The sequence below is a fragment of the Bacillus sp. MMSF_3328 genome (assembly GCF_030733525.1).
GTDB classification, from domain to species: Bacteria; Bacillota; Bacilli; order Bacillales; family Cytobacillaceae; genus Bacillus_AB; species Bacillus_AB infantis.
Genome location: NZ_JASHIV010000001.1, coordinates 651,028 through 672,814, shown reverse-complemented (window position 1 = coordinate 672,814; position 21,787 = coordinate 651,028). Strand labels below are relative to the sequence as shown.

The 21,787-nt window shown below is 43.7% G+C and carries 22 protein-coding genes, 1 rRNA gene and 1 riboswitch; of the genes, 4 read left to right on the top strand and 19 right to left on the bottom strand.

Annotation, left to right across the window (positions count from 1 at the left end; genetic code table 11):
- The 5 genes from RBB45_RS03445 to RBB45_RS03425 all read right to left on the bottom strand — a co-directional run.
- Positions 1-276 (bottom strand): 16S ribosomal RNA (locus tag RBB45_RS03445); the annotation flags it as partial.
- A 327-nt stretch (positions 277-603) separates the two neighbouring features.
- Complete coding sequence (locus tag RBB45_RS03440; RefSeq protein ID WP_009795539.1) at positions 604-1,260, bottom strand: GDSL-type esterase/lipase family protein; 657 nt, start codon at positions 1,258-1,260, stop codon at positions 604-606.
- Positions 1,261-1,336: 76 nt separating this feature from the next.
- Positions 1,337-2,491, bottom strand: coding sequence for a two-component system sensor histidine kinase NtrB (locus tag RBB45_RS03435; protein WP_101549726.1), 1,155 nt, complete (start codon positions 2,489-2,491; stop codon positions 1,337-1,339).
- 64 nt (positions 2,492-2,555) lie between these two features.
- Entirely contained in the window at positions 2,556-3,269 is a 714-nt protein-coding gene (locus RBB45_RS03430; protein ID WP_129611934.1) for a hypothetical protein, read from the bottom strand.
- 314 nt (positions 3,270-3,583) lie between these two features.
- Positions 3,584-3,793 carry a cold-shock protein gene (locus tag RBB45_RS03425; RefSeq protein WP_009795535.1) on the bottom strand — a complete coding sequence of 70 codons (210 nt, stop codon included), beginning with the start codon at positions 3,791-3,793 and terminating at the stop codon, positions 3,584-3,586.
- A 317-nt stretch (positions 3,794-4,110) separates the two neighbouring features.
- On the opposite strand from RBB45_RS03425, the gene RBB45_RS03420 reads away from it, so the two are divergent.
- Positions 4,111-4,392 carry a DUF6509 family protein gene (locus RBB45_RS03420; RefSeq protein WP_009795534.1) on the top strand — a complete coding sequence of 94 codons (282 nt, stop codon included), beginning with the start codon at positions 4,111-4,113 and terminating at the stop codon, positions 4,390-4,392.
- A 56-nt stretch (positions 4,393-4,448) separates the two neighbouring features.
- Here RBB45_RS03420 and RBB45_RS03415 read toward each other — a convergent pair whose 3' ends face one another.
- A complete protein-coding gene (locus RBB45_RS03415) occupies positions 4,449-4,856 on the bottom strand; it encodes a hypothetical protein (protein ID WP_009795533.1) in 408 nt (135 codons plus the stop codon).
- Between the two features lie 165 nt (positions 4,857-5,021).
- Here RBB45_RS03415 and RBB45_RS03410 point away from each other — a divergent pair, with 165 nt between their 5' ends.
- The gene (locus tag RBB45_RS03410) at positions 5,022-5,846 is read left to right on the top strand and encodes a GNAT family N-acetyltransferase (protein ID WP_009795532.1); all 825 of its coding nucleotides are present in this window, start codon (positions 5,022-5,024) and stop codon (positions 5,844-5,846) included.
- A gap of 31 nt (positions 5,847-5,877) precedes the next feature.
- Here RBB45_RS03410 and RBB45_RS03405 read toward each other — a convergent pair whose 3' ends face one another.
- The 8 genes from RBB45_RS03405 to ku form a co-directional block, all read right to left on the bottom strand.
- Positions 5,878-6,375, bottom strand: a complete 498-nt coding sequence (locus RBB45_RS03405; protein ID WP_009795531.1) for a metallophosphoesterase family protein — start codon at positions 6,373-6,375, stop codon at positions 5,878-5,880.
- Between the two features lie 68 nt (positions 6,376-6,443).
- Positions 6,444-6,644: a cold-shock protein gene (locus tag RBB45_RS03400; RefSeq protein WP_009795530.1), complete on the bottom strand. Its 201-nt coding sequence runs from the start codon at positions 6,642-6,644 to the stop codon at positions 6,444-6,446.
- A gap of 154 nt (positions 6,645-6,798) precedes the next feature.
- A complete protein-coding gene (gene cshA / locus RBB45_RS03395; protein WP_101549729.1) occupies positions 6,799-8,256 on the bottom strand; it encodes a degradosome RNA helicase CshA in 1,458 nt (485 codons plus the stop codon).
- Between the two features lie 338 nt (positions 8,257-8,594).
- Complete coding sequence (locus RBB45_RS03390) at positions 8,595-8,795, bottom strand: cold-shock protein (protein WP_009795528.1); 201 nt, start codon at positions 8,793-8,795, stop codon at positions 8,595-8,597.
- 200 nt (positions 8,796-8,995) lie between these two features.
- The gene (locus RBB45_RS03385) at positions 8,996-9,847 is read right to left on the bottom strand and encodes a bifunctional 5,10-methylenetetrahydrofolate dehydrogenase/5,10-methenyltetrahydrofolate cyclohydrolase (protein WP_094769962.1); all 852 of its coding nucleotides are present in this window, start codon (positions 9,845-9,847) and stop codon (positions 8,996-8,998) included.
- A gap of 59 nt (positions 9,848-9,906) precedes the next feature.
- Positions 9,907-9,990: riboswitch (ZMP/ZTP riboswitch) on the bottom strand.
- A 657-nt stretch (positions 9,991-10,647) separates the two neighbouring features.
- Positions 10,648-11,595: a nucleoside hydrolase gene (locus RBB45_RS03380; protein ID WP_224951987.1), complete on the bottom strand. Its 948-nt coding sequence runs from the start codon at positions 11,593-11,595 to the stop codon at positions 10,648-10,650.
- 168 nt (positions 11,596-11,763) lie between these two features.
- Positions 11,764-12,417 carry a phosphatase PAP2 family protein gene (locus RBB45_RS03375; protein ID WP_094769958.1) on the bottom strand — a complete coding sequence of 218 codons (654 nt, stop codon included), beginning with the start codon at positions 12,415-12,417 and terminating at the stop codon, positions 11,764-11,766.
- Positions 12,418-12,530: 113 nt separating this feature from the next.
- The gene (ku, locus tag RBB45_RS03370; RefSeq protein WP_094769957.1) at positions 12,531-13,376 is read right to left on the bottom strand and encodes a non-homologous end joining protein Ku; all 846 of its coding nucleotides are present in this window, start codon (positions 13,374-13,376) and stop codon (positions 12,531-12,533) included.
- 169 nt (positions 13,377-13,545) lie between these two features.
- On the opposite strand from ku, the gene RBB45_RS03365 reads away from it, so the two are divergent.
- Positions 13,546-15,384 (top strand): DNA ligase D, encoded by a 1,839-nt coding sequence (locus RBB45_RS03365; RefSeq protein WP_009795521.1) that lies wholly within the window; start codon positions 13,546-13,548, stop codon positions 15,382-15,384.
- A gap of 60 nt (positions 15,385-15,444) precedes the next feature.
- Here RBB45_RS03365 and dapF read toward each other — a convergent pair whose 3' ends face one another.
- Entirely contained in the window at positions 15,445-16,428 is a 984-nt protein-coding gene (gene dapF, locus RBB45_RS03360; protein ID WP_009795520.1) for a diaminopimelate epimerase, read from the bottom strand.
- A gap of 158 nt (positions 16,429-16,586) precedes the next feature.
- On the opposite strand from dapF, the gene RBB45_RS03355 reads away from it, so the two are divergent.
- The gene (locus tag RBB45_RS03355; protein WP_009795519.1) at positions 16,587-16,856 is read left to right on the top strand and encodes an RNA-binding protein; all 270 of its coding nucleotides are present in this window, start codon (positions 16,587-16,589) and stop codon (positions 16,854-16,856) included.
- 43 nt (positions 16,857-16,899) lie between these two features.
- Here the strand turns inward: RBB45_RS03355 and RBB45_RS03350 are convergent, their stop codons facing one another.
- The 4 genes from RBB45_RS03350 to RBB45_RS03335 all read right to left on the bottom strand — a co-directional run bounded on the left by RBB45_RS03350 (position 16,900) and on the right by RBB45_RS03335 (position 21,744).
- Entirely contained in the window at positions 16,900-18,144 is a 1,245-nt protein-coding gene (locus tag RBB45_RS03350; protein WP_009795518.1) for an EAL and HDOD domain-containing protein, read from the bottom strand.
- Positions 18,145-18,655: 511 nt separating this feature from the next.
- Positions 18,656-19,951 carry an NCS2 family permease gene (locus RBB45_RS03345; protein WP_306009097.1) on the bottom strand — a complete coding sequence of 432 codons (1,296 nt, stop codon included), beginning with the start codon at positions 19,949-19,951 and terminating at the stop codon, positions 18,656-18,658.
- 114 nt (positions 19,952-20,065) lie between these two features.
- Positions 20,066-20,536: a 6,7-dimethyl-8-ribityllumazine synthase gene (gene ribH / locus RBB45_RS03340; RefSeq protein WP_022544069.1), complete on the bottom strand. Its 471-nt coding sequence runs from the start codon at positions 20,534-20,536 to the stop codon at positions 20,066-20,068.
- A gap of 14 nt (positions 20,537-20,550) precedes the next feature.
- The gene (locus RBB45_RS03335; RefSeq protein ID WP_306009096.1) at positions 20,551-21,744 is read right to left on the bottom strand and encodes a bifunctional 3,4-dihydroxy-2-butanone-4-phosphate synthase/GTP cyclohydrolase II; all 1,194 of its coding nucleotides are present in this window, start codon (positions 21,742-21,744) and stop codon (positions 20,551-20,553) included.
- Positions 21,745-21,787 lie beyond the last annotated feature (43 nt).

Here is a 21,787-nt window from a genome sequence, read left to right as displayed (position 1 = left end):
TGAGCCGTTACCTCACCAACTAGCTAATGCGCCGCGGGCCCATCTGTAAGTGATAGCCGAAACCATCTTTCAGCATAGCCTCATGAGAGGCTGTGCATTATCCGGTATTAGCTCCGGTTTCCCGAAGTTATCCCAGTCTTACAGGCAGGTTGCCCACGTGTTACTCACCCGTCCGCCGCTGACTTCAGGGAGCAAGCTCCCATCCGTCCGCTCGACTTGCATGTATTAGGCACGCCGCCAGCGTTCGTCCTGAGCCAGGATCAAACTCTCCATATAAGAGTAAGATTTAGCTCTGATAAAAAATTAAGATTAACGTTGACGTTTTTGTTCGTTCAGTTTTCAAAGAACAATCTTTCAATAGCGCTCTTTTAGAGCAACTATATCATAATACCACCCAATCAATCTCTTGTCAACATAATTTCGTAGAAACGATTTATGATGAATTCATAGATTAATAAGCAGAAATTATGCCAGCAGTTAATGTCGATTGCTGTTCATTTATAATAACAGCACTTGAGAAGATGGTCAACAGGAAATCAGGTGGGAATTATTGGTTTTGCCAAAACAAGACAGGTGCCCTCTCTTGCTTGAGACGGTACCTGTCTATTGGCAGATCAGCAGTCCATATCCGGTATTTTTTATTTTTTCAGCGATGCGATTATAGCCGCTGTCATTGGGATGCACTCTGTCCATCGCCACTAGATCATTCTCATTCCCTTTAAATGCCTGATATATATTTACCGTTCGAAAGTGATGGCGGTCGCACAGCTGCTGCATCTGCTTATTGAACTTTCTGATCCATCGGTCCGCTGTTTCTTCTTTGGGAACGGGACTGTAAAGGTTTAGAAGATAAACCATATAAGGCCCGGCAGAGTCTGATTTTATTTCAGTAATATGATCAACGATGCCGCTTAGCTTTTCTGCAGATATATTCAGGCGCGAAGAAATATCCTTTTCATTTTTCGTCAGCTGATATGACCTTAACCCCTGAATAAGATCGTTGCCTCCTGCTGTGATCGTAATAAGTTCTGATTCAGCTAAAGCACTGGATACTAAAGGAGACCTGACAGCTTCCAGGATTTCACCCGAAAGCGCTCCGGGCCTGGCAAAAATTTTGTGGACGACTCTGCGGCCAAGCGATTCCTCGGCGAGTCTTGCAAATCGCGGCACAAACCCAGGAGAAAAGAACGAAGCACCCACACCGGCAGTAATCGAATCGCCAACTGCTGTATAGTTCAGCGGACTTTTTTTGACATCCAATCTAATCCCCCTCGTGATTACGAATTTAATTATTCATATTCATTCAGGGGCATTTCTGTTGATTGTACGATAAAAATTATTCACAGCAAAAGCGGTCTTCGGCAGGAATGTCAATGATAAACTGTGTTCCCTGCCCATCACTCTTTACATTCATCATGCCGCCGTGATTCTCAATAACCTTTTTGGAAACTGAGAGCCCAAGCCCTGTTCCTTCATCCTTCGTAGTAAAGAATGGGTCAAAGATATGGGGCAGAATAGAAGAAGGAATTCCTCTTCCATTATCCCGGAATTCAATTCTGAGAAAGGAGTCAACTCTTTTGGCAGCAATGATTATTTTAAGCGGTTCGCTTCCTTTAGCCTGGAACGCATTTCTGAAAAGGTTAATGAACACCTGCAGCAATTCGTCACGATCACCTCTAAAGAACGTATTATCTGTAATTTCTGTAAGTTGATATTCAATTTCGGCATTATACAGCAGCGCTTCACTATTTAGGAATTTTCCGGTATAGCCCAGGATAAACTCCTTTGCATTCAGCAGTTCGCTGGTCGTTTCCCCCGGTTTAGCAATCCGGAGAAAATCTGTGATGATTTTATTGGCCCTGTCAATTTCCGGGATCAGCAAGGAAGAAAAAAGCTCAGACACCTCTTGATCCGTTTTGCTTTGAAGAAGCTGGAGGTAGCCCCTTACCGTGGTAAGCGGGTTTCTGATTTCATGGGCTATGCCTGCTGCAATCCTCCCGGCCAGAGCCTGCTTTTCTGCTTCCTTTACTCCATTGAGGAACTGAAAAGCTCCCAAAACCCTTTTCACGTTTCCGTTTTCGTCTAGTATGATCCTTGTGTTATTGATTCCGTAATTTTTGTCAAGCACTTCCCTATTAACGATCGGCTTCTTCGTCCTGAGGGATTCTAGCAGATTAATCTGGTCATCAGGTATCCTCAGCAGCTCCCTGATATGGCGGCCCACTATGACCCTTCTGTCAGCATGAAGGTCCCTTGCAGCCTGGAGATTGCACAAAGTTATAAGTCCATTCCCATCTATAAAAACAATATGATGAGGAACCAGATCAAGTATAGGATTCAGGAAGCTCTCCAGTTGTTCAAAAGATACGCCATCATCCCCTTTATCCAAGCCGGGCCAGTAAGCCTGATTTTCTTCTGCCCTGTTTTTCAGCTGCAATATTTCTTTCCTTAATTCAGCATTTTCCTGTTTAAGCCGTTGAACTTCATCCATTAAAACTTACTCCTTAAAGAGTGCATTATTTCTTTTATTATAATGCAATTCGCCTGAAAGGACATTATACAGATTCACCTTTAATATCAGGAAAGAAATATACGGCCAGCTTGCCGATCAGAAAGCAGAATAATGTAATAAGCGCAGCTGAATATACTGAACTCCACAAATGGGAAATAGTCAGAACACCCGCCTGGATTAAAAGTTTTTCAAAAAGCCAGGCTCCCGCAAATAATCCTGCAAATACCGTCTTCCTGAATTCATAGATGACTATGACAGCTAAAATCAGGCTGTATATCAGCCAAATAAGCGTGCTGAAAGCCAGCTGATCACGGTCATGCGACTCAAAAAAACCGGCGTTGTAGGTATGAATCCGAAAGAAGATCACCGTATAAAAAACAGCTGCCTGAATGATTGTGGTAATTGCCATATATATCGTCACAAACCTTACAAAAGGCGAAGGTTTCCTTAATGAATCCCTCCATATGTCTGTAACAAACATAGCAGCAAAAAGTATTGCGCTCGTGTACCACGACCTCCACCAATGCTGTTCATATACGCCCTCTTTCAAGAAAAAGCTCTCTACCAAAAAAATACCCGCTATCACTGCAAGCCTCCACAGATAGCCGATCCGGTAAATGGAGACCGCTGTAAGTACTGCGGGAATGAAAAGTGCCTGTGAAATGCTTGCCCCAAATACCTCATCAAACCATTTTTCTTCAAATACAGTCGGTCTGTATGTGTATGCTTTTCCCAGAATAAATACTATGTATTCCAATATAAAAGACAACCCCATTACAAAGAAATAGAGCGGCAATGATACCCTGATTTCTTTCCTGAAGGAAATAATTATCAATATGATGCTGAAAAATACTAATGCTATAAAAAGGTGCATGCCGTTCACAGTTTCTTCACTTCCATCATAACTAAAGGTTTTTCCTTTAGTATGCCCGCAGCCTCCTGTTTCATTCTCCCGCTTTCAAGTACAGACAAATGAAACATAACTGCTCACAAAAAACGCCAATATCAACTTTTTACACTTACAAAGCCAAAAACATAAAAAAAACCAAATGGCGAGGCCATTTGGTTTCCTTATTTTGAGTAGATGCTATTATTAACAACAACTTGAAGCAGCTTAGTCGATTCCTTCATCTCACTGTTGCAAAGCGGGCAAGCCGGCTGATCACTGCTTTTAAAATTATCACGCAGCCATCCATTACAGCTGTCAGAAATACATTCCCAGACTTTCACTTCTTCCGTTTTTACTTCTTCGGTATTTTTTCTCCCGAATCCCATTGCCATAAAAGGCACCTCCTCAAAGAGCCGAAGCCCCCGAAAAATAAAAATCCACCCGTTATAAAATAAATGGACTGGATCCTTTATAACAAGTGAATCTGAAATTAGATGTTATTCCCTTAAATAAATACTTTATAAGTATACAGCATTTCCCTGTTTTTGTCAATGTATCAAATCAAAGTTTGTCAGCATAAATCTGTACCCCTTGAAGGATGGAATTCCTGGATTTGAAGAAGGATAAGAACAAAAGATTACGCATGCTTTCATAAAAGTGTATAATACGAGTGTCGATAAACTGAAACTATCCAGAGAGGATGATATAGATGGAAATTACAGGTCATTTGATTGAAGAAATCATTGATCCTACAGGGATACTGGAAGGACAGAGGTATGAGTTCCTGTTAGACATAGAAGTTCCGGAGGATGACGAACTTTACTCCGAGGATGGGCTGAGTCTGCGTGTACTTTTTTACAAAGATGAGAAAGGCTCAAAGATCCTCAATTATCACTTCTTTTTTTCAGACGAAAAGGCTCTCGATTTTGCACTGGATGAAGAAGAGGAAAAAATGGTGGAAAGCTACTGCCGGATGAATCTTCCTGCATAACAGCTGTCCTGGCAGGAATCATTAAAGAAAAAAAGAGCAGCGCGCTGCTCTTTTTTCTATTCCTCGATTTTTTGGCCTTCTTCAATGATATGATACATAAGATGTGCAAGATGATGGATAGGCCCGTACACTTCCTCTTCGTCTTCCCCTTCTTCCCCTGCTTCTTCACTGAATTCAAGATCGTTCAACTGAAGTGCGGCGAATTGGTAGAAATCCTTCAATTCAAATGAATAACAGGCACTTGGCTCTTCATTCTCTTCTTCATAATGCAGAACTAAATACGACTCGGTCCCATCATTGCTGATGGCATCAAAGTAAATAAAGAAGCCGACGTTAGTATCAAGCTCAAAAAGATGCCTGGTCCCGCCTTCAGTGGCAATATTGAAATCCTCTTCATTGAGCTTACTAACCTTCATTGCTTCTACTTGATCTTCTTTGTGAAATTCTACTGTAAAACTTTTCACTATCCAACACCTCCTGAATCATTACTCTACTTATAATAACCATTCCAGCTTAACTACACAATTAAATGCCGCTTATTGCATAATTCTGATGGTTTGCAATTTTGTATTCCCCTTCTCCATTCATCAAGCTAATATAGATATATACGAGATTGGGGAGGAACAGCGATGCTTACAGTAAGACAGCTGAAAGAAATCAAGGAGCTTCAGGATATTTGTGAAAATCATGAAGATTTCAGGTTAAAACTGAATTGGGATATGCTGAAATCCAGAAATAATGAAACAAAAACAGACTTCTTCACTTATCAGGACGGAAGATTAACTGGATTTTTGGCTTTGTATCCTTTTGGAGCTAAAGTGGAGGTATGCGGGATGGTTCATCCTGAGTATAGGAAGAAGGGACTCTTTACAGCCCTCTTAAAACAGGCTGAAAAACAATTGGCAAGCGCTTCGGAAGTCCTTTTAAATGCGCCAGCTGAATCCTATGCTGCCAAACAGCTTTTCCAATCGCTTCCTTGCAGATACTCTTTCACTGAGCACCAGATGAAGTACTTTCATTCAGATACTCTTTCTGAAAAAGAAGGGGTAGAAATAAGATCAGCCTCTGCCGGAGATGCCGGTCTTTGCATCCAGCTGGATATTGTTTGTTTCAGCCTTTCCGAAGAAGATGCCACTCTGTTTTACGGGCAAACGGCAGCCGAACAGGCACAGACTTTATTCATAATTGAATACAGGGGAGTCCCCGCGGGCAAGGTGAGGATACAGACAGACGGCAATGAGAGCTGGATTTATGGATTTGCCATCCTTCCTGAGTTTCAGAGGCGGGGGATTGGAAGAAGTGTTCTAAGCAGGATCATCAGGCAGGAAAGGAATCGAGGGAGGGATATTTTCCTGGAAGTGGCTGCAGAAAACAATAATGCCCTAAATCTTTATACGTCTTGCGGATTCGTCCCGCTTGAATCCCAGGATTATTATCAGCTGAAACTCAATTAGCAGGACGCACAGATGCGCCTGCTTTTCCCTCTTAAGATTCTTTATCAAAATAAACAATCTCTGCTGAGAGCTCTTCTTCCACCCTTATTACCGCAAAAGAAAAACGCGGCTGCCTCCTTTTATCAACAGGGGAACCCGGGTTTATAATGAGCGTCCCGTTTTCCTTTTTCAGGACGGGTATATGGGAATGGCCGTAGATCAGACAGTCCACCTTGTCGTCTGCAAAAGAAGCCAGCGCCCTTTTTTCCGTTGTCTTCCCTTTTCCATGCCCGTGCACGATACCTAATTTAAACCCATTTAAATTCAGGATGAGCTTATCCTTCAGCATTTCCTTAAGCTCGCCGCTATCCGTATTGCCAAATACCCCTTCGAGCCTCCCAAAGGATGAGAGTTCTTTATAAACAGACAAGTCCTGCCAGTCACCGGCATGAACGATGATATCAGAAATTTCCAGATATTCAACGAGAAGCTCGGGCAGATTCCTTCCTTTTTTTGGCATATGGGTATCTGAAATGGCAGTAATAAGCAAACCTCATTCCTCCTTTATAAAGCAAAGAAGAGCCCCGCTAGGAGACTCTTCATCATATGAAGTGAATATTATAGTTTCGTCACATTAACAGCCTGCGGTCCACGCTGGCCTTCTTCAATGTCAAATTCAACTTCTTGACCTTCATCAAGGCTTTTGAAGCCTTCAGACTGAATTGCAGAGAAATGGACGAATACGTCTTCTCCACCTTCAACTTCGATGAATCCGAAACCTTTTTCTGCATTGAACCATTTTACTTTACCTGTAGCCATTTACATTTCCTCCTAAATTTCAACAAAATCTTTGGGGCGATGCCCCGCTGTATTAATATGGGTAAGTTTTACAGATTTTATAATCATTTTTTTAAATTTTTTCAGGAAAGATATTCATCCTCTTATAAAACCCATAAACTTCCTTAATTATTTATTACCCCTTTGAATTAGGAGTAAAACCTGATTTTCCGCTTCTGCCTCTTCTGCGGTCTCGTCCGCCTCCACCGCTCCTGCTTCTGTCGGTGCGGCGGCTTCTGTCGCGGTCAAACTTCGGCTTCGGCTTTCTTGAGCGGATCGGCTCCACAGCAGTAAGCTTAACAGGTGTTATATCCGGCTCTTTTGTCAGCAGCTTGAGTGCAGCAGCAAGCAGGGTGACTGAATCTGTTTCCTCAAGAAGGTTTTCTGCCGATCTTTTATATTCGTTGAATTCTTCGTTTTCGATGACCTTCATCATTTTATTGATGGTTGCCTGCTGGCTGCCTGCGATAACATCCCTGAAGGTAGGAATCGGCATCTTCGCCATTTTTGTTTTTGTTACCCGCTCAATGAGCTTTAGATGATCGATTTCACGAGGGGAAACAAATGTTACAGCAAGCCCCTTCTTCCCGGCGCGGCCAGTCCGCCCGATGCGGTGTACATAGCTTTCAGGATCCTGCGGGATATCAAAGTTGTAAACATGGGAAACTCCGCTGATATCAAGTCCCCTTGCAGCTACATCTGTCGCTACCATAATATCGATTGTCTGTTCTTTAAAGCGGCGGATAACCTGATCACGCTTATTCTGCGGAACATCGCCATGGATGCCTTCAGCAGAATAGCCGCGTTTAATAAGCCCTTCCACCACTTCGTCCACACGCTTTTTGGTGCGGCCGAACACGATAGCAAGTTCCGGGGACTGGATGTCGAGCAGGCTGCAGAGCACATCAAACTTCTGCTTTTCATGCACTTCCATATAATGCTGTTCAATATTTTTCACAGTAAGTTCTTTAGCTTTAATCTGAACCATTTCCGGCTCTGTCATGAATCTCTCAGCCAAAGATTGAATGCGCCTTGGCATTGTTGCTGAAAACAGCAGGGTCTGGCGCTGTTCAGGAACTTCGCTGAGGATGCGCTCAATATCTTCGATAAAGCCCATATTCAGCATTTCATCAGCTTCGTCAAGCACGGCCAATTTAATCTTATTCAGGCGGATTGTCTTTCTTTCGATATGATCAATCAGCCTTCCCGGAGTAGCTGCAATGATATGCGGTCCACGATCCTTCTTCAAGGCGCGGATCTGTCTGGAAATGTCCTGTCCACCGTAGATCGGCAGAGTCCTGACGCCTTTCACCTGTCCAATCCGGTTCAGTTCTTCAGCCACCTGCACGGCAAGCTCGCGGGTGGGCGCCAGCACAAGGCCTTGAATCCCTTCATTTATGTCTATCTTTTCAAGAAGCGGAATGCCAAAAGCTGTGGTTTTCCCTGTCCCGGTCTGCGCCTGGCCAATCATATCCTTTCCGCTCAGTCCGATCGGGATCGCCTGCGCCTGGATAGGGGTCGGCTCTTCAAAGCCCATATTGGAAACTGCTTTTTCAAGCTCTTTGCTTAAATTAAAATCCGAAAAAGTTGTCAAAGTTTAAATCCTCCTTAATTTCTAACCAATTGTTTCTTATCAAAATGTATATAGGGTACAGCAGGTATATTTCTAGGCTAACCACTTTCTATCTCTTTTTTACATTTCCGATTCAAATAAGTTTAAACCCCGCCCAAGTGATTATATTTACAGCACAATCAAAGTCCGCCTCACGGGCGGTTCTCTAGGGGAATGGTGGAAGGATACGAAATGGAGTAAATGAAGGAAAGAAAAGCGTTATTCAGGAGCCTGCTTCTTCTTTTCATAAGTTGCCGTCCGATTCAATACACAAAAAGGCGATGCATGCTTTGCCATGCATCACCTCATCATTCATGCTATTAGCCTTTAACTACGTTAGAAGCTTGTGGTCCACGGTTGCCTTCAACGATTTCAAAAGTTACTGCTTCGCCTTCTTCTAAAGACTTGAAGCCTTCAGATTGGATAGCTGAAAAGTGAACGAAAACGTCCTGGCCTTCAGATGTTTCGATAAATCCAAAGCCTTTTTCTGCATTAAACCATTTTACTTTACCTGTGTTCATGTATAAAAACCTCCAAAAAGTGTTTCACTATAAGTTTGCGGTATAATATAAAAACAAAAAAACCGCAGCCTGCACGTGTTGAAGAAGATAAAATCGACTACAACCTGCGCAGCTACGACTACTTATCCAAATATAAAACGAATCTTAAAGTGTTAAGTTAATATTACTTCATTAAAAAGAACAAGTCAACCTTTTCTTCTTCAGGCGTTATTCCCAAGCGTCTTTTCTGCTGCTTCAACCGTATGCTTCAGCAGCATTGAAATCGTGACCGGGCCTACTCCCCCTGGTACAGGTGTTATGGCTGATGCCTTTTCGAGGCAGTTGTCATATTCTGCATCTCCGACATTCCCCTTATTATACCCTGCATCCAGAATAACAGCCCCAGGCTTGATCCATTCTCCTTTTATAAATTCCGGCTTTCCGACTGCTGCAATGACCAGGTCAGCCTGGCCTACATACCGGGAGAGATTTTCGGTATAGGAATGGCATGTTGTTACTGTCGCATTCCTGTTTAAAAGCAAAGCGGAAACAGGTTTTCCGAGTATCGGACTTCTCCCTACCACTACAGCATGCTTTCCTTCTACAGGAAGATGATAATAATCGATGATTGCCATAATTGCAGCAGGAGTGCATGATGGATATGTACCAAATCCCAGGGCAGTCTGCCCGTAGCCGTGGCTTGTCACGCCGTCAACATCCTTATCTATGCTGATGGTTTCAAATGCCTTCCGCTCATCTATATGTCCTGGAACAGGATGCTGAAGCAGGATGCCATGAACTTCTTTATTTTCGTTCAGTTCCTCAATCGTTTTTACCAGTTCTTCTGTTGTGGTTTCTTTCGGCATATGAATTCGTTCAGACCGGATGCCAAGCCGGGCACAGGCATTTCCTTTCATTCGGACATAGGTCTCGGAAGATGGGTCATCTCCGACCAGGATGGTGGCAAGGCAGGGAGTGATCCCTTTTTGCGTAAGGTTTTCCACCCTTGGCATCAGTCCTTCTTTAATATCAGCTGCCACCCGCTTACCATCAAGAATCAATTTTTCATTCATAGCAAACAACCTCCAGGTATAAGATTCAGGCCGCTTTACCAAAAAGGTTAAAGCAGACTGCTGGCTGCCCAGACGACCGGCTATATATGCACGCAGCTCCACTGTGGTTTCTTCCACTATCGTCGTCAGTCACTGCGCCTTTATAAATGTTATTCCTAGTCAATCATATCACAAAACACAGATGTTATGAATAGATTCATATGCAAATGTTCGTATTTATAGTAATATAGGCAGTATGAATATAGAATATACTGTTAGGCACAGAATTGAAAAAGGACAGCATGCAAGCAAGCTGTCCTTTTTGTCATATTTGAGGCTATATATAAAGTATATTAAATTTAATTTCAACCTAAAACAATGAAAGCCCTGCCTCTCTTCCATCCTTGCGGCTCCGAGACCGCGCCAGCGGGAATCAGGTAAACAATCGGGATAAGATAGCAGCTCTTTAAGATTCAGTCATTTAAAGACCGCATTATTGAATTGAAGCAATCCATGCGAAGAAATGTTTCGGGTTTATAGAAGATGTGCATTAAGAAGAAATCATACCATTCAGGGGGCATTCTGCTGTACAGCAGCCGCACCTGATCATCAAGCTGTCCACAAATTAATTCTTAAAGGTATAAACCTATTGTTGCTTAGCAGTAAAAATCTAAAGAGCATGATCTGCAAAATGGCGTTCCGCTCCATTCTGCCCGCAGATATCCTCAAATACGTGCTTTACTAGTATATCATAAAAGTAAAAGCTGTCAACTAATTGGAAATCAGCAGCCGAATTCCTCTCCGTCACCTGACTGGTCATGTTAAACGGCTGTGAAGTTCAACATAAACGTTTCAAGAAGCTTAGCTGTATCAATCTCCATTGCAATATAGTCCAAAGTATCCTCAGGCTGATCCTCAGGCTTAGGCCTGAAATCGGCATTCGTTTTACCTTGCGCTCCGCCAAACTGCTCAACCCTGACTCTCCGTTTAATGAATTTCGCTAAGTCCGGATTTGTCAGTATAATCAGCGGGACAGCATCATGAATGGGTGCGCCTCCTATGCCGGGCACGTTTTCTTTATAAGCCTGAAAATAGTACTCAAAGGCCGGCTTTATAAGATCTTTATAAGCCGACTCAGTATTGGCGGAAATGTAATCAATCATTTCAGGCGTTACAACAGCTTTGTTGGTGACATTGAGCGGAAAAAGGTAAACATTCCTCCCTTTTTCAAGAACGATGTCAGCAGCAAGGGGGTCAGAATAAAAATTAGCCTCCGCTTCAGCTGACACATTGCCGGGAACCAGAAAAGCACCGCCCATCATATAGATTGCATTAACATCTTTATAGGCATCCTCTCCATAAATAATAAGCGGGAGAGCTAAGTCTGTCTGCCTGCCTAAACCGACAAGGACAATATCATTTTTGTACTGATCTATAATGTCAATGATCTTATTAATATCATAAACCTTCAGCCCGGTAAAATCTTCAGGAGGCTGAATGGGTCCGAGTCCCTCTTCTCCATGTATCTCCGGATAAAATGTGGCAGGCTTGCCTGAGAGAGGCCCAGAAACACCGGCAATGATCGGAATATCCTCACGGCCGCCCAGTTTAAGGAGATAGGCTGTATTTCTGAGGGATTCTTCCTTGGTGATATTTCCATACCCGCTTACTACCCCGACTATATTCAATTCCGGATTTTGAACAGCGTACATCAAAGCAAGTGAGTCATCGATTCCAGAATCTACAAACAGAAGTATATTGATCATCATGATTCCCTCCCTTTCCCTATTGCTCATACTTTATGCAGGGAAAACTCTCTTTAAACATCATGAAGTTGAAGGCAAGCAAAAAAGCCCATATAAAAGCTTTATTGCTCTTTTTATTGGCCCCCATTCCATTGTCCCAAACCGCATTTACATTATTGCAGCAGAACCTTTTTACAGATTCCTCCGATATTCGTACAACCTGAAAATAATGATACAGGCTGCCAGCCAGGCTCCGCCGGCCAGGAAGCCGCCTATTACATCACTAGGATAATGCACCCCAAGATAAATTCTGCTTAAGCCGATCAATAGGATTATCATGACATTTGCGAGGACAGCCAAGACCTTTAAGCTCATTTTAGAAAACAAATGGACCAGTATATAGGCGGAAGCACCGTAAAATATAAAAGAACCCATGGAATGGCCGCTCGGGAAGCTGAATCCTGATTCAGTCAGAAGCGGGAGAATATCAGGGCGTTCTCTTTTAAAAATCCACTTAAGAAGCCAATTGAACAGCGCACCGCCGCCTGAACCTGCCAGCAGAAATACACCTAATGCCCGCTTTTTATAAATCATGAGAATAACTCCGCCTGCTGCGGCCAGAAATACAAGCCACTTAACAGAGCCCAGGAATGTAACCGAAAACATCAATGCAGTCAGCTGGTCATTGATAAAAGATTGTACAAAATTAATGATTGTATGATCAAAAGCCTCCAGTTCGTTTTCTTTCAGCTCATCTGCGATTTCGGCAAAAAGAAATGTAAAAACCCCAAGAAGAGCTGCAGCAGAAAGAATATACAAAAGTTTGATTCCTGTCAGTTTTTTCATATATGACTTCCTTCTCTTGTTTTTGTCCAATACCTTCTATATTGCCTATTCAGACAGCTTGTGAACATAAATCCAGCAAATCAATAAGAAAAACCGCACGGAGGCGGTTTTTCTTATGCTTCTTTCTTTTCCTTCGGCCGTGCAGCAGCCCTTTTCTTGCGCGCGGCCGGCTTTTTTGGCTTTTCGGGCTTCGTATTGTCGATTGAAGCCTGCAATGCGGCCATCAGATCTGTTACATTTGATTTTGTTTCTTTTTCTGCAGGAGTGACAACTTCTTTGCCTGTCCGCTTTGCTTCGATCAGATCCAGAAGGGCAGACCTGTATTCATCTGTATACTTATCAGGCTCAAATGCCGTTGTCAGCTGGTCGATGAGCATGATGGCAGTTTCCAGTTCTTTATTTGTCACTTTATCCTCAGAAGGAACATTCGGGACATCGCCGGCTTTCCTCACTTCATCTGGAAAGTGTATCGTTTCCATAATCAGAGTATTTTCAAATACCCTGACAACGGCCAGCTGCTCTTTTGACCGGATGATGATTTTGGCGAGCCCAACTTTTTCCGAATCTTCCAGTGCTTTTCTTAAGAGTGAATAAGCCTTTCCTCCCCCATCCCCTGGAGACATATAATAGCTGCGGTCATAATAGATGGGATCGATTTCAGCCATTTTAACAAAATCGATGATTTCAACTGCTTTATCTTCGTTAGCCTGCTTCAATTTCTTTAAATCCTCGTCTTCTAGTACAACAAATTTTCCCTTTGTATATTCATAAGCCTTCACAATATCTTCTGGCTTGACTTCTGTTTCACAGACCGGGCAGATTTTTTCATATTTAATTGGAGAATGACACTCCTTGTGTAGAGTCCTCAGCTTAATGTCCTTGTCCTCAATTGCTGCATGAAGCTTAATCGGTATATTTACAAGCCCGAAGCTGATGCTGCCTTTCCAGATTGTATGCATCCTGATTCTCCATTCTATAGTCTTTACCTTTAATGTGCGATGATTCATCCTGTGAAATGCAAGATAACTTCTGCCATTGGAGTAGGATTCCCCCCAGAATGGAATAATGGAGGATGAGCCGTTTAAATGGCCGTGAATTTCGAATCCTGCCGAGGAAAGGAGTGTCACAATGAAACCGATGCTTCCGAGCCTTACCTTTGATGCGCCGGATGCCAAAGGATGGTTTTATGAAGTAAAATACGATGGATTCCGGGCCATCCTTGAGTGGAATGAAAAGGGGCTTTCTCTGACAAGCAGAAATGGCAAACCGCTGCTTGAACTTTTTCCCGAAATCAGATCGTTCCTTGAAGATAACCTTCAGCTGTTTCATCCTTTCCTGCCTCTTCAATTGGATGGAGAGCTTGTTTATTTAGAAAATAAACATAAAGCCCATTTTGGTTCTATCCAAGTAAGGGGGAGAATGCGTTCAGAAATGAGGATTCTGGAAAAAGCCAGGCAATCCCCATGCCGCTTATTGATTTTTGATGCATTAAAGCTTAAAGGGAAGAGCTTATCAGCACTGGGCTACAGGGAGAGAAAGGCAGCATTGGAGAATTTCTTCACTTCAGCAAAGCTCCCGCTTGAACCTGACGAAAAAAGCACAAAGCTTCTCCAAATGATACCTGGAAATGATGATTTCAAAAATCTGTGGGAACAAGTAATCCTTCATGATGGCGAAGGAATTGTGGCGAAACAGGAGAAAAGCAAATGGGAGGAAGGCAAACGCTCAACTCTGTGGCAAAAGTATAAAAACTGGAAATATGTTTCGTGTTTTATCACAGCCTATGAAAAATCCAATGGTTATTTCTATGCAGGCGTGTATGATGGCGGAAGGATCCACCCGATCGGCCAATTTATATTCGGGCTAAAGCCTGATGAAAAAAAGGCCCTTATGGACACAATCAAAAACAACAAAAGGGAAGAAGATGACAGATTTGTTTATGTAAATCCAGGCATTTGTACAGAACTAAAGTACCTGGAGATATATGACGGACAGATGCGCGAGCCCCATTTCCACCAATTCCGCTTTGACCTGAAGCCTGAACAGTGCACCTACAGCCAGTTTGCCGAACAGCAGAAGAATCTGCCTGATGATGTAGACATCACACATCCTGACAAGCCCATCTGGGAAACACCCGCCCTTAAGAAGATAGACTTCATCCATTATCTGCGGGAAATTTCCCCATATATGCTTCCATTTTTAAAAGATCGACTTCTTACCGTCATCAGGTATCCGCACGGTATTTTCGGGGAACCATTTTACCAAAAAAACGCACCGGACTATACACCTGAGTTTGTTGAAACAAAAATGTCAGATGGAATTAATTATATTGTCTGCAATAACCTTAAGACATTTCTCTGGCTCGGCAATCAGCTTGCCTTTGAATTTCATATACCATTTCAGACCATCAAAAGCAAAGGACCGTCCGAAATCGTCTTCGATCTGGATCCGCCGTCCCGGGACGCGTTCACCCTTGCGATTAAGGCCGCCATTATGATAAAAGAAGTGCTCGATCATCTTAACCTCACATCATTTGTAAAAACATCCGGGAATAAAGGGATTCAGGTTTATATCCCGCTTCCTGACAATGCCTACACATATGATGATACACGCCTGTTCACTTCTTTCATTGCTGACTATCTGATATCCAAAGAACCGGACCTTTTCACAACTGAAAGAATGAAGAAAAACCGGGGCGGCAGACTTTATGTTGATTATATTCAGCATGCAGAGGGAAAGACGATCGTGGCACCATATTCAGCCAGAGGCAACCAGTATGCCGGTATCGCGGCACCGCTGTTTTGGGAAGAAGTCAATGACCGGCTCAGGATGGAAGAGTTCCGGGTAGATAATGTGGTAAAACGGGTCAACAAACTGGGAGACCCGCTGCAAGGCTATTTTGCCGCAAAAGATCTGCAGGCTTTTTCACCGGTGCTTGAATTTTTGAATGCAGAAAAAAAGACCTGAAGGCCTGCAGTATATTTCTTCAAAAAAAGAATGCTGCGGCCGCAGCATTCTTTTCTCTTATCATAGATATTCTTTTATTATTTCACTGGCATGTTCCTGCAGCTTCCTATACTGTTCTTCTTCTGACTCAAAATATTCCTTTTCACCCAATGTAAAAGCCTTAGGCTGAGCAGAATCCATATAGGCATTTACACGGTACATATACGTGGCGTTCCCGATCAGGTCGATTGTATAACCGCCATTTGATTCATGTGCGATACACTGGACCTTCCCGCCATTATTATACACATCCACCGGCCTTTCAAGCTTATTCATCCCTTGAAGGCAGGATACCAGGGTCGAAGCTGACATTGCAGTTCCGCAGGCATTCGTGAAGCCCACTCCGCGCTCAAAAGTCCTCACGTAAATGCTTTCCTCTTTAAGAGGCTTGATGAAGCTTACATTTACTCCATCAGGGAACAGCTCATTCGGGCCATTGACATGTTCACTGATATTTTTCTGAAGATCTGATTGGATATCATCTTTACTGCAAACCGCAATCAGATGCGGATTAGGCACAGCCAAAGCTGTGAAATGAAGTGAATCTGACAGCGAGTTTATTTTTTCATTCTTCAATGTCTCCTGATTCAGGATTAGCGGCAAATCACGAATCTGGAAGGAGACTGGTGATATTTCAACAAGATAGGTTGGAATCTCCGGGAAGATATCCGGCCGTTTTTCCACCTTCAAATCCGCTTTCATTGTTTCAATGATGGCTTCCTTTAAACCAAATAATTCACATACATAGCGGGCGACACAGCGCAGACCATTGCCGCACATTGAAGCTTCTGAGCCGTCGGCATTGAAAACCCTCATCCGGGCATCGGCTTTATCACTCTTCATTGTAAAAAGAATCCCGTCTGCCCCCAGTTCAGAATCCCGTCGGCAAAGAGCAATGGCAAGCTCCCGCCGCTGCTCTTCCGTAAACCCATAATCCTTAGATATTTCATCTATCAGCAAAAAGTCGTTGCCCGACCCATGGCATTTTAGAATTTCTATTTCCATTTCAAAACCCCCGCTTTCCCTTTAACCTGCTAAATCATCATAATAATAGATTGCCATAAATTCCTCTGAAGTTCAATAATCCTCTTATGGACATTATGAGTTAGAATACAATATGGCGGGTATTAACCCTATGTGAAGGCCGGAGGTGAGTCAAAGCGATGCAGGATTATAAGTTCAAATTTTTCATCAGCAGGGTTGAAGAGCTCGAATCAGCAAATGGGATAACAGAAAAAACAGCTTTTGTTGATACGAGGATCCTTTACGGTGAACAGGAAATATACAAAGGCTCTATCCGGGTACGCTTCAATGATCATGGTACATTTCCCAACCCTGCGGACATCATGGCTGCTGTATCCCAGAAATCTTTAAGGCAGCTTTTGGCCGCAGAAGCAAAGAGATATGTTAAACCGCAAAGACGGTGGCTCTAACGAAGAAAGCGCCGCAAACCGGCGCTTTTGAAGTATGCTGCAATTATATGTAAAGAGATTCCTCTGAAAGCAGACTATTGGTCCATGCTATAGAATCGGCATATATCCGAAAAAGAGCATTCTCTTCTATATCAAGGCACCTGCTTTTTTCACTGATCAGCTCCCAGTCAGCCTTCTCAACAGCAACCGCAAGATCCAGCACATCTTTCAGAGGGTTTTCGATGCCCCTCAGCGCATCCCCTATTTCATCCTGCAGCGGCAGATCAGTCAATATATCCTCCATTGATGCCCCCAGGATGCTGTCCATCATTGAAAACATTCCTGTCAAAAAATACTGCGCATTCAAAGCCCCCTTTTTCCTTAGAACGGCAACAGATTCAGCCATCTTCGCCCTTATTAGGCAAATCCTGATTGTTTCCTTCTGGACTGCCTTCTTTTCCAAGGTAGACTCCCTGACAGCAAGCACATATATCCACTTTTGGATTTCATTCAGCCCCAGCAGAACCGTTGCCTGCCTGATACTGTTTATCTTGTGCTTTGGCCTGAAAGCCGGTGAGTTGATCAGCCTAAGCAGCTTATAAGAAAGCGATAAATCTCTTTCAATCAGATTTGATATCAAATCTATGCTTGGATCAGCAGTTGAGAGATTATGAATCATTTCATAATAAGAATGAAAATAGGTCGGAACATCATAAGTTGATACAATTTCAGGCTTTTCAAAGAAGTAGCCTTGAAAATAATCATAGCCCCTTCTTCTCGCATCCTCAAACTCAGCTCTTGTTTCGACTTTTTCCGCAACCATTTTAAGCTTGAGCTTTTTGGCTTCCCGCTCAATCCTCTCCCTCATGCCGGCTGAAGAAGCGAGAAAATCCACTTTAATAATATCTGCATACTCTAGCAGCTGCTTTGAAAAAGGATTGTTTTCCTTGAAGGCGTAATCATCAAGCGCAATCTGATACCCCAGGCTTTTCAGTTCCCGGCAGATATCAATCAGATGGCTGCTGGGCTCTACCGTTTCCAGTATTTCCACAACAATTTCCCTTGGCCTGAAATAGGTCGGGAGCCGGAGTTTGAGCAGATTTTCTGTAAAATTAATAAAACAGGGTTTGCCTTCGGACAGCCTGTCGATTCCTATATTCAAGAAACTATTTATAATGACGTCGGCGGTCGCCTGGTCGCCGTTAATAAGGGGGAATTCGTTCACCTGGCTGCTTCTGTACAGCAATTCATAAGCGAATACTTCTTCCTTAGTGTTAAAAATCGGCTGCCTCGCAACAAAGACTTCCATTCTATAACCTCCGCTGTTATTCCAAATGTTAGGTTGTCTTTATTTTAAAACAATTTTTGCCAGTATGTCTGTCGAAGTTTGTAGAATGGTATATTTATTCGTTAAAAAAGACACCCTATTAGATGCCAAATATTAAAACTAGAAAATGTTTTACCTTTTAATCGGGCTGTTGTTTTCCGTTCCAGGCACTTCGCTTTCCGCGGGGCGGCGCTGAGCCTCCTCACGCTTCGCGCAGCGGGGTCTCAGCTCTGCCGCTAAAATCCCGCAGGAGTCTACGTGCCTTCCACTGCAAACAACAGGGTTTTCAAAGTTTTATTTAAACCTGTAACAAGATGGCAGGCAAAACAAAAATCTTTAAGCAGTGAGATTATGATCTTCTTTTAAATCGCCAGATTGTCATTCTTACTCTAAATATCTCAATATAGGCAAAAAAAAGGGTACGGAATGTGTTAATTCCGTACCCTTTTTTTTACATAGTGAACGCCAATGATAATGGCGCTTTTTTTAGAAATCAGCTGATGGCATGAAAAACGAAGTTTGCCAGGAATAGTCCTGCGATTACATACAGTGCGACGGAGACTTCCTTCGCCCTTCCGATCGCGATCTTGAGGATCGGATACAGGATGAACCCGACGGCTATTCCGTCTGCGATGCTGTAGGTAAAAGGAATCATCGCTATGATGAAGAACGCAGGAAAGCTTTCACTCATATCCTTCATATCAAGATTGCGGATATTTTGGAGCATCAATCCGCCGATGATGATGAGGATAGGGGCAATCGCACTGTTAGGAATCAGCTTGATTACCGGAATGAAGAAAGCTGAAAGCATGAACAGAAGCCCTGTAGCCACTGTCGTAAGCCCAGTCCTGCCTCCTGCAGCCATGCTGGCTGCACTTTCGACGGTCGAAACCGTCGGACTTGTTCCGAAAAGGCCGGAAAGCAGTGCAGATACGGAATTTGCCTGAAAAGCCCGCTTGAAACGTTCCGGCTTGCCGATGAACGAAACATGGCCGTGAACCAGGCCGATATTTTCAAACACCAGGACCATGGTCAGCGAGAATACTGCCACCCAGAACGTTATGGAAAAGAAGCTTTCAAAGGACATTGCCCCGAAAACATCCAGATAATCGCCAAAAGAAAAAGAAGATTCTTTTGCCTGCGATACATCAATATTTCCGAACAGCAAGGCAATGAGCGTCCCCGCAGCAACAGTGATCAGAAAATTTCCCGGGACATTCCGCATAAACAGAACTATTGCCAGCAGGAATGTAATGATCGTCGCCAGCACCTGCGGATCTCCCAGATTGCCTAAAGCAATGAGCGAGTTGGTGCCTTTTTCCACAATGCCGCCCTTTTCAAGCCCAATCAGCATCAGGAATAACCCAAGGCCTACAGTGATAGCTTCCTTAAGCGACTGCGGAATGGCTGCACTCAGGCTTCCTGCAAAACGCGAAAAAGCAACGAATGCAAATACCAGTCCGGAAACAAATACAACCGCCAGCGCTTCCTGCCATGAAAGCCCCATAGACTGCACGAGTGTGTAAGAAAACAGGGCATTGATTCCCATTCCAGGCACAAGAAGGATCGGTACATTCGCCCAGAATCCCATCAGGAAGCAGCCGACAACTGACGTGATGATGGTTGCCATGATGGCAGCTTCCAAAGGTATTCCGGCTTCCGAAAGGATGAGCGAATTGACGGCTATGATATACACAATGGTAAAAAAGCCGATAGCACCCGCCATCACTTCCTTCTTGAAGCTTGTTTCATTGGCATCAAGCTGGAATAATTGATTTAGCATTTTCATTAGTATTACCTATTCTGTTGTATAGCCCTCTCCCTACCCGCTCTCCCTGATAAACAGGTGAGCCACAAGGATATATTTTAGCAGACATTGAGTTCTCTGCCAATAGGAGACTCCTTAATTGGCCATTTCCCTGTAGAGATTCCCCATTTCTATCGCTCCTGCGGCAGCCTCCCAGCCTTTGTTTCCAGCTTTCGTTCCGGCACGTTCAATCGCCTGTTCAATCGTATCGACAGTCAGGACACCGAAGATGACAGGGATTCCGCTTGACATGCTGATTGAAGCCACTCCTTTTGATACTTCGCTGCTTACATAGTCGAAATGCGGTGTAGCTCCCCTGATGACAGTCCCTAGCGTTATGACGCTGTCATACTTTCCGGAATCGGCCATTTTCTTAGCCGCAAGAGGGATTTCAAAGGCTCCCGGCACCCACACGACCGTTACATCTTCCTCTGCAACACCGTGCCTTTTCAAGCTATCCTCTGCTCCAGACAGAAGCTTCCCGGTTATAAATTCATTGAACCTTGAAACAACAATAGCTATTTTAAGCCCAGTACCTACCAGATTTCCTTCAATCACTTTTTTCATCGTATTTTCCTCCATTAAAAAGTCAGCATATGACCTAATTTTGTTTTTTTGGTTTTCATATAGTTTTCATTATCTTTTTTAGACGGAAGCTGAAGCTGTACCCTTTCTGATACTTCCAGCCCATACCCTTCAAGGCCGGCGATTTTTCTGGGGTTATTCGTCAGGAGGCGCATCTTCCTTACGCCCAGGTCCCGGAGTATCTGTGCACCTATCCCGTAATCACGGAGATCATCCTTGAATCCGAGCATGTGGTTGGCCTCCACTGTGTCATAGCCTTCCTCCTGCAGCTTGTAAGCCTTCATTTTATTGATAAGGCCAATGCCCCTTCCCTCCTGGCGCATATACAGGAGAATACCTGACCCGGCTTCTTCTATTTGCTTGAGGGCTGCTTCAAGCTGAGGGCCGCAGTCACAGCGGTTCGAACCAAACACATCTCCGGTCAGGCATTCTGAATGCACCCTCAGAAGCACAGGCTCCTCTTCTGAAATTTCTCCCTTTACAAGGGCAATATGCTCTTTGCCATCCAGTTTATTTGTATAGCCAACCGCTTTGAATTGTCCATACTCAGTAGGAAGCGTTATCTCCGCCTCTCTTTTAACGAGAGAATCATGTTCAAGACGGTACTCTATCAGGTCTTTGATAGTAATCATCTTTAGATTGAATTTCTCGGCCATTTCTTTCAGGTCATCCACTAATGCCATGGAGCCATCGTCCTTCATGATTTCACAGATGACTCCTGCTGGCTTTGCCCCGGCCAGACGAGCCAGGTCAACTGCCGCCTCTGTATGGCCTGCCCTCCTTAGGACACCGCCTTCTTTGGAAATCAAAGGAAATACATGTCCAGGACGGGCAAAATCTTCAGGAACCGAGCTTTCATCGAGAAGTTTTTCGATGGTCTGTGCCCTTTCAAATGCGCTGATGCCTGTCTTCGTCTCCTTATAATCAACACTGACTGTGAAAGCTGTACCATGGCTGTCTGTATTAACATCAACCATGGGATGGAGGCCGAGCCTGACTGCAAGCTCCTCTGTTACTGGCATGCAAATCAGACCCCTCCCCTCCTTTGCCATGAAGTTAATGGTTTCCGGCCCGGCAAACTCAGCAAGAGCAACCAGATCGCCTTCGTTTTCCCGGTCTTCATCATCACTTACAATCACAGGCCGGCCTTTCTTTAGTTCTGCAATAGCGTCTTCGATTGTATTGAACATGGTTACAGCTCTCCTTTGGTTAAGGTCAGACTTTTCCCCATTC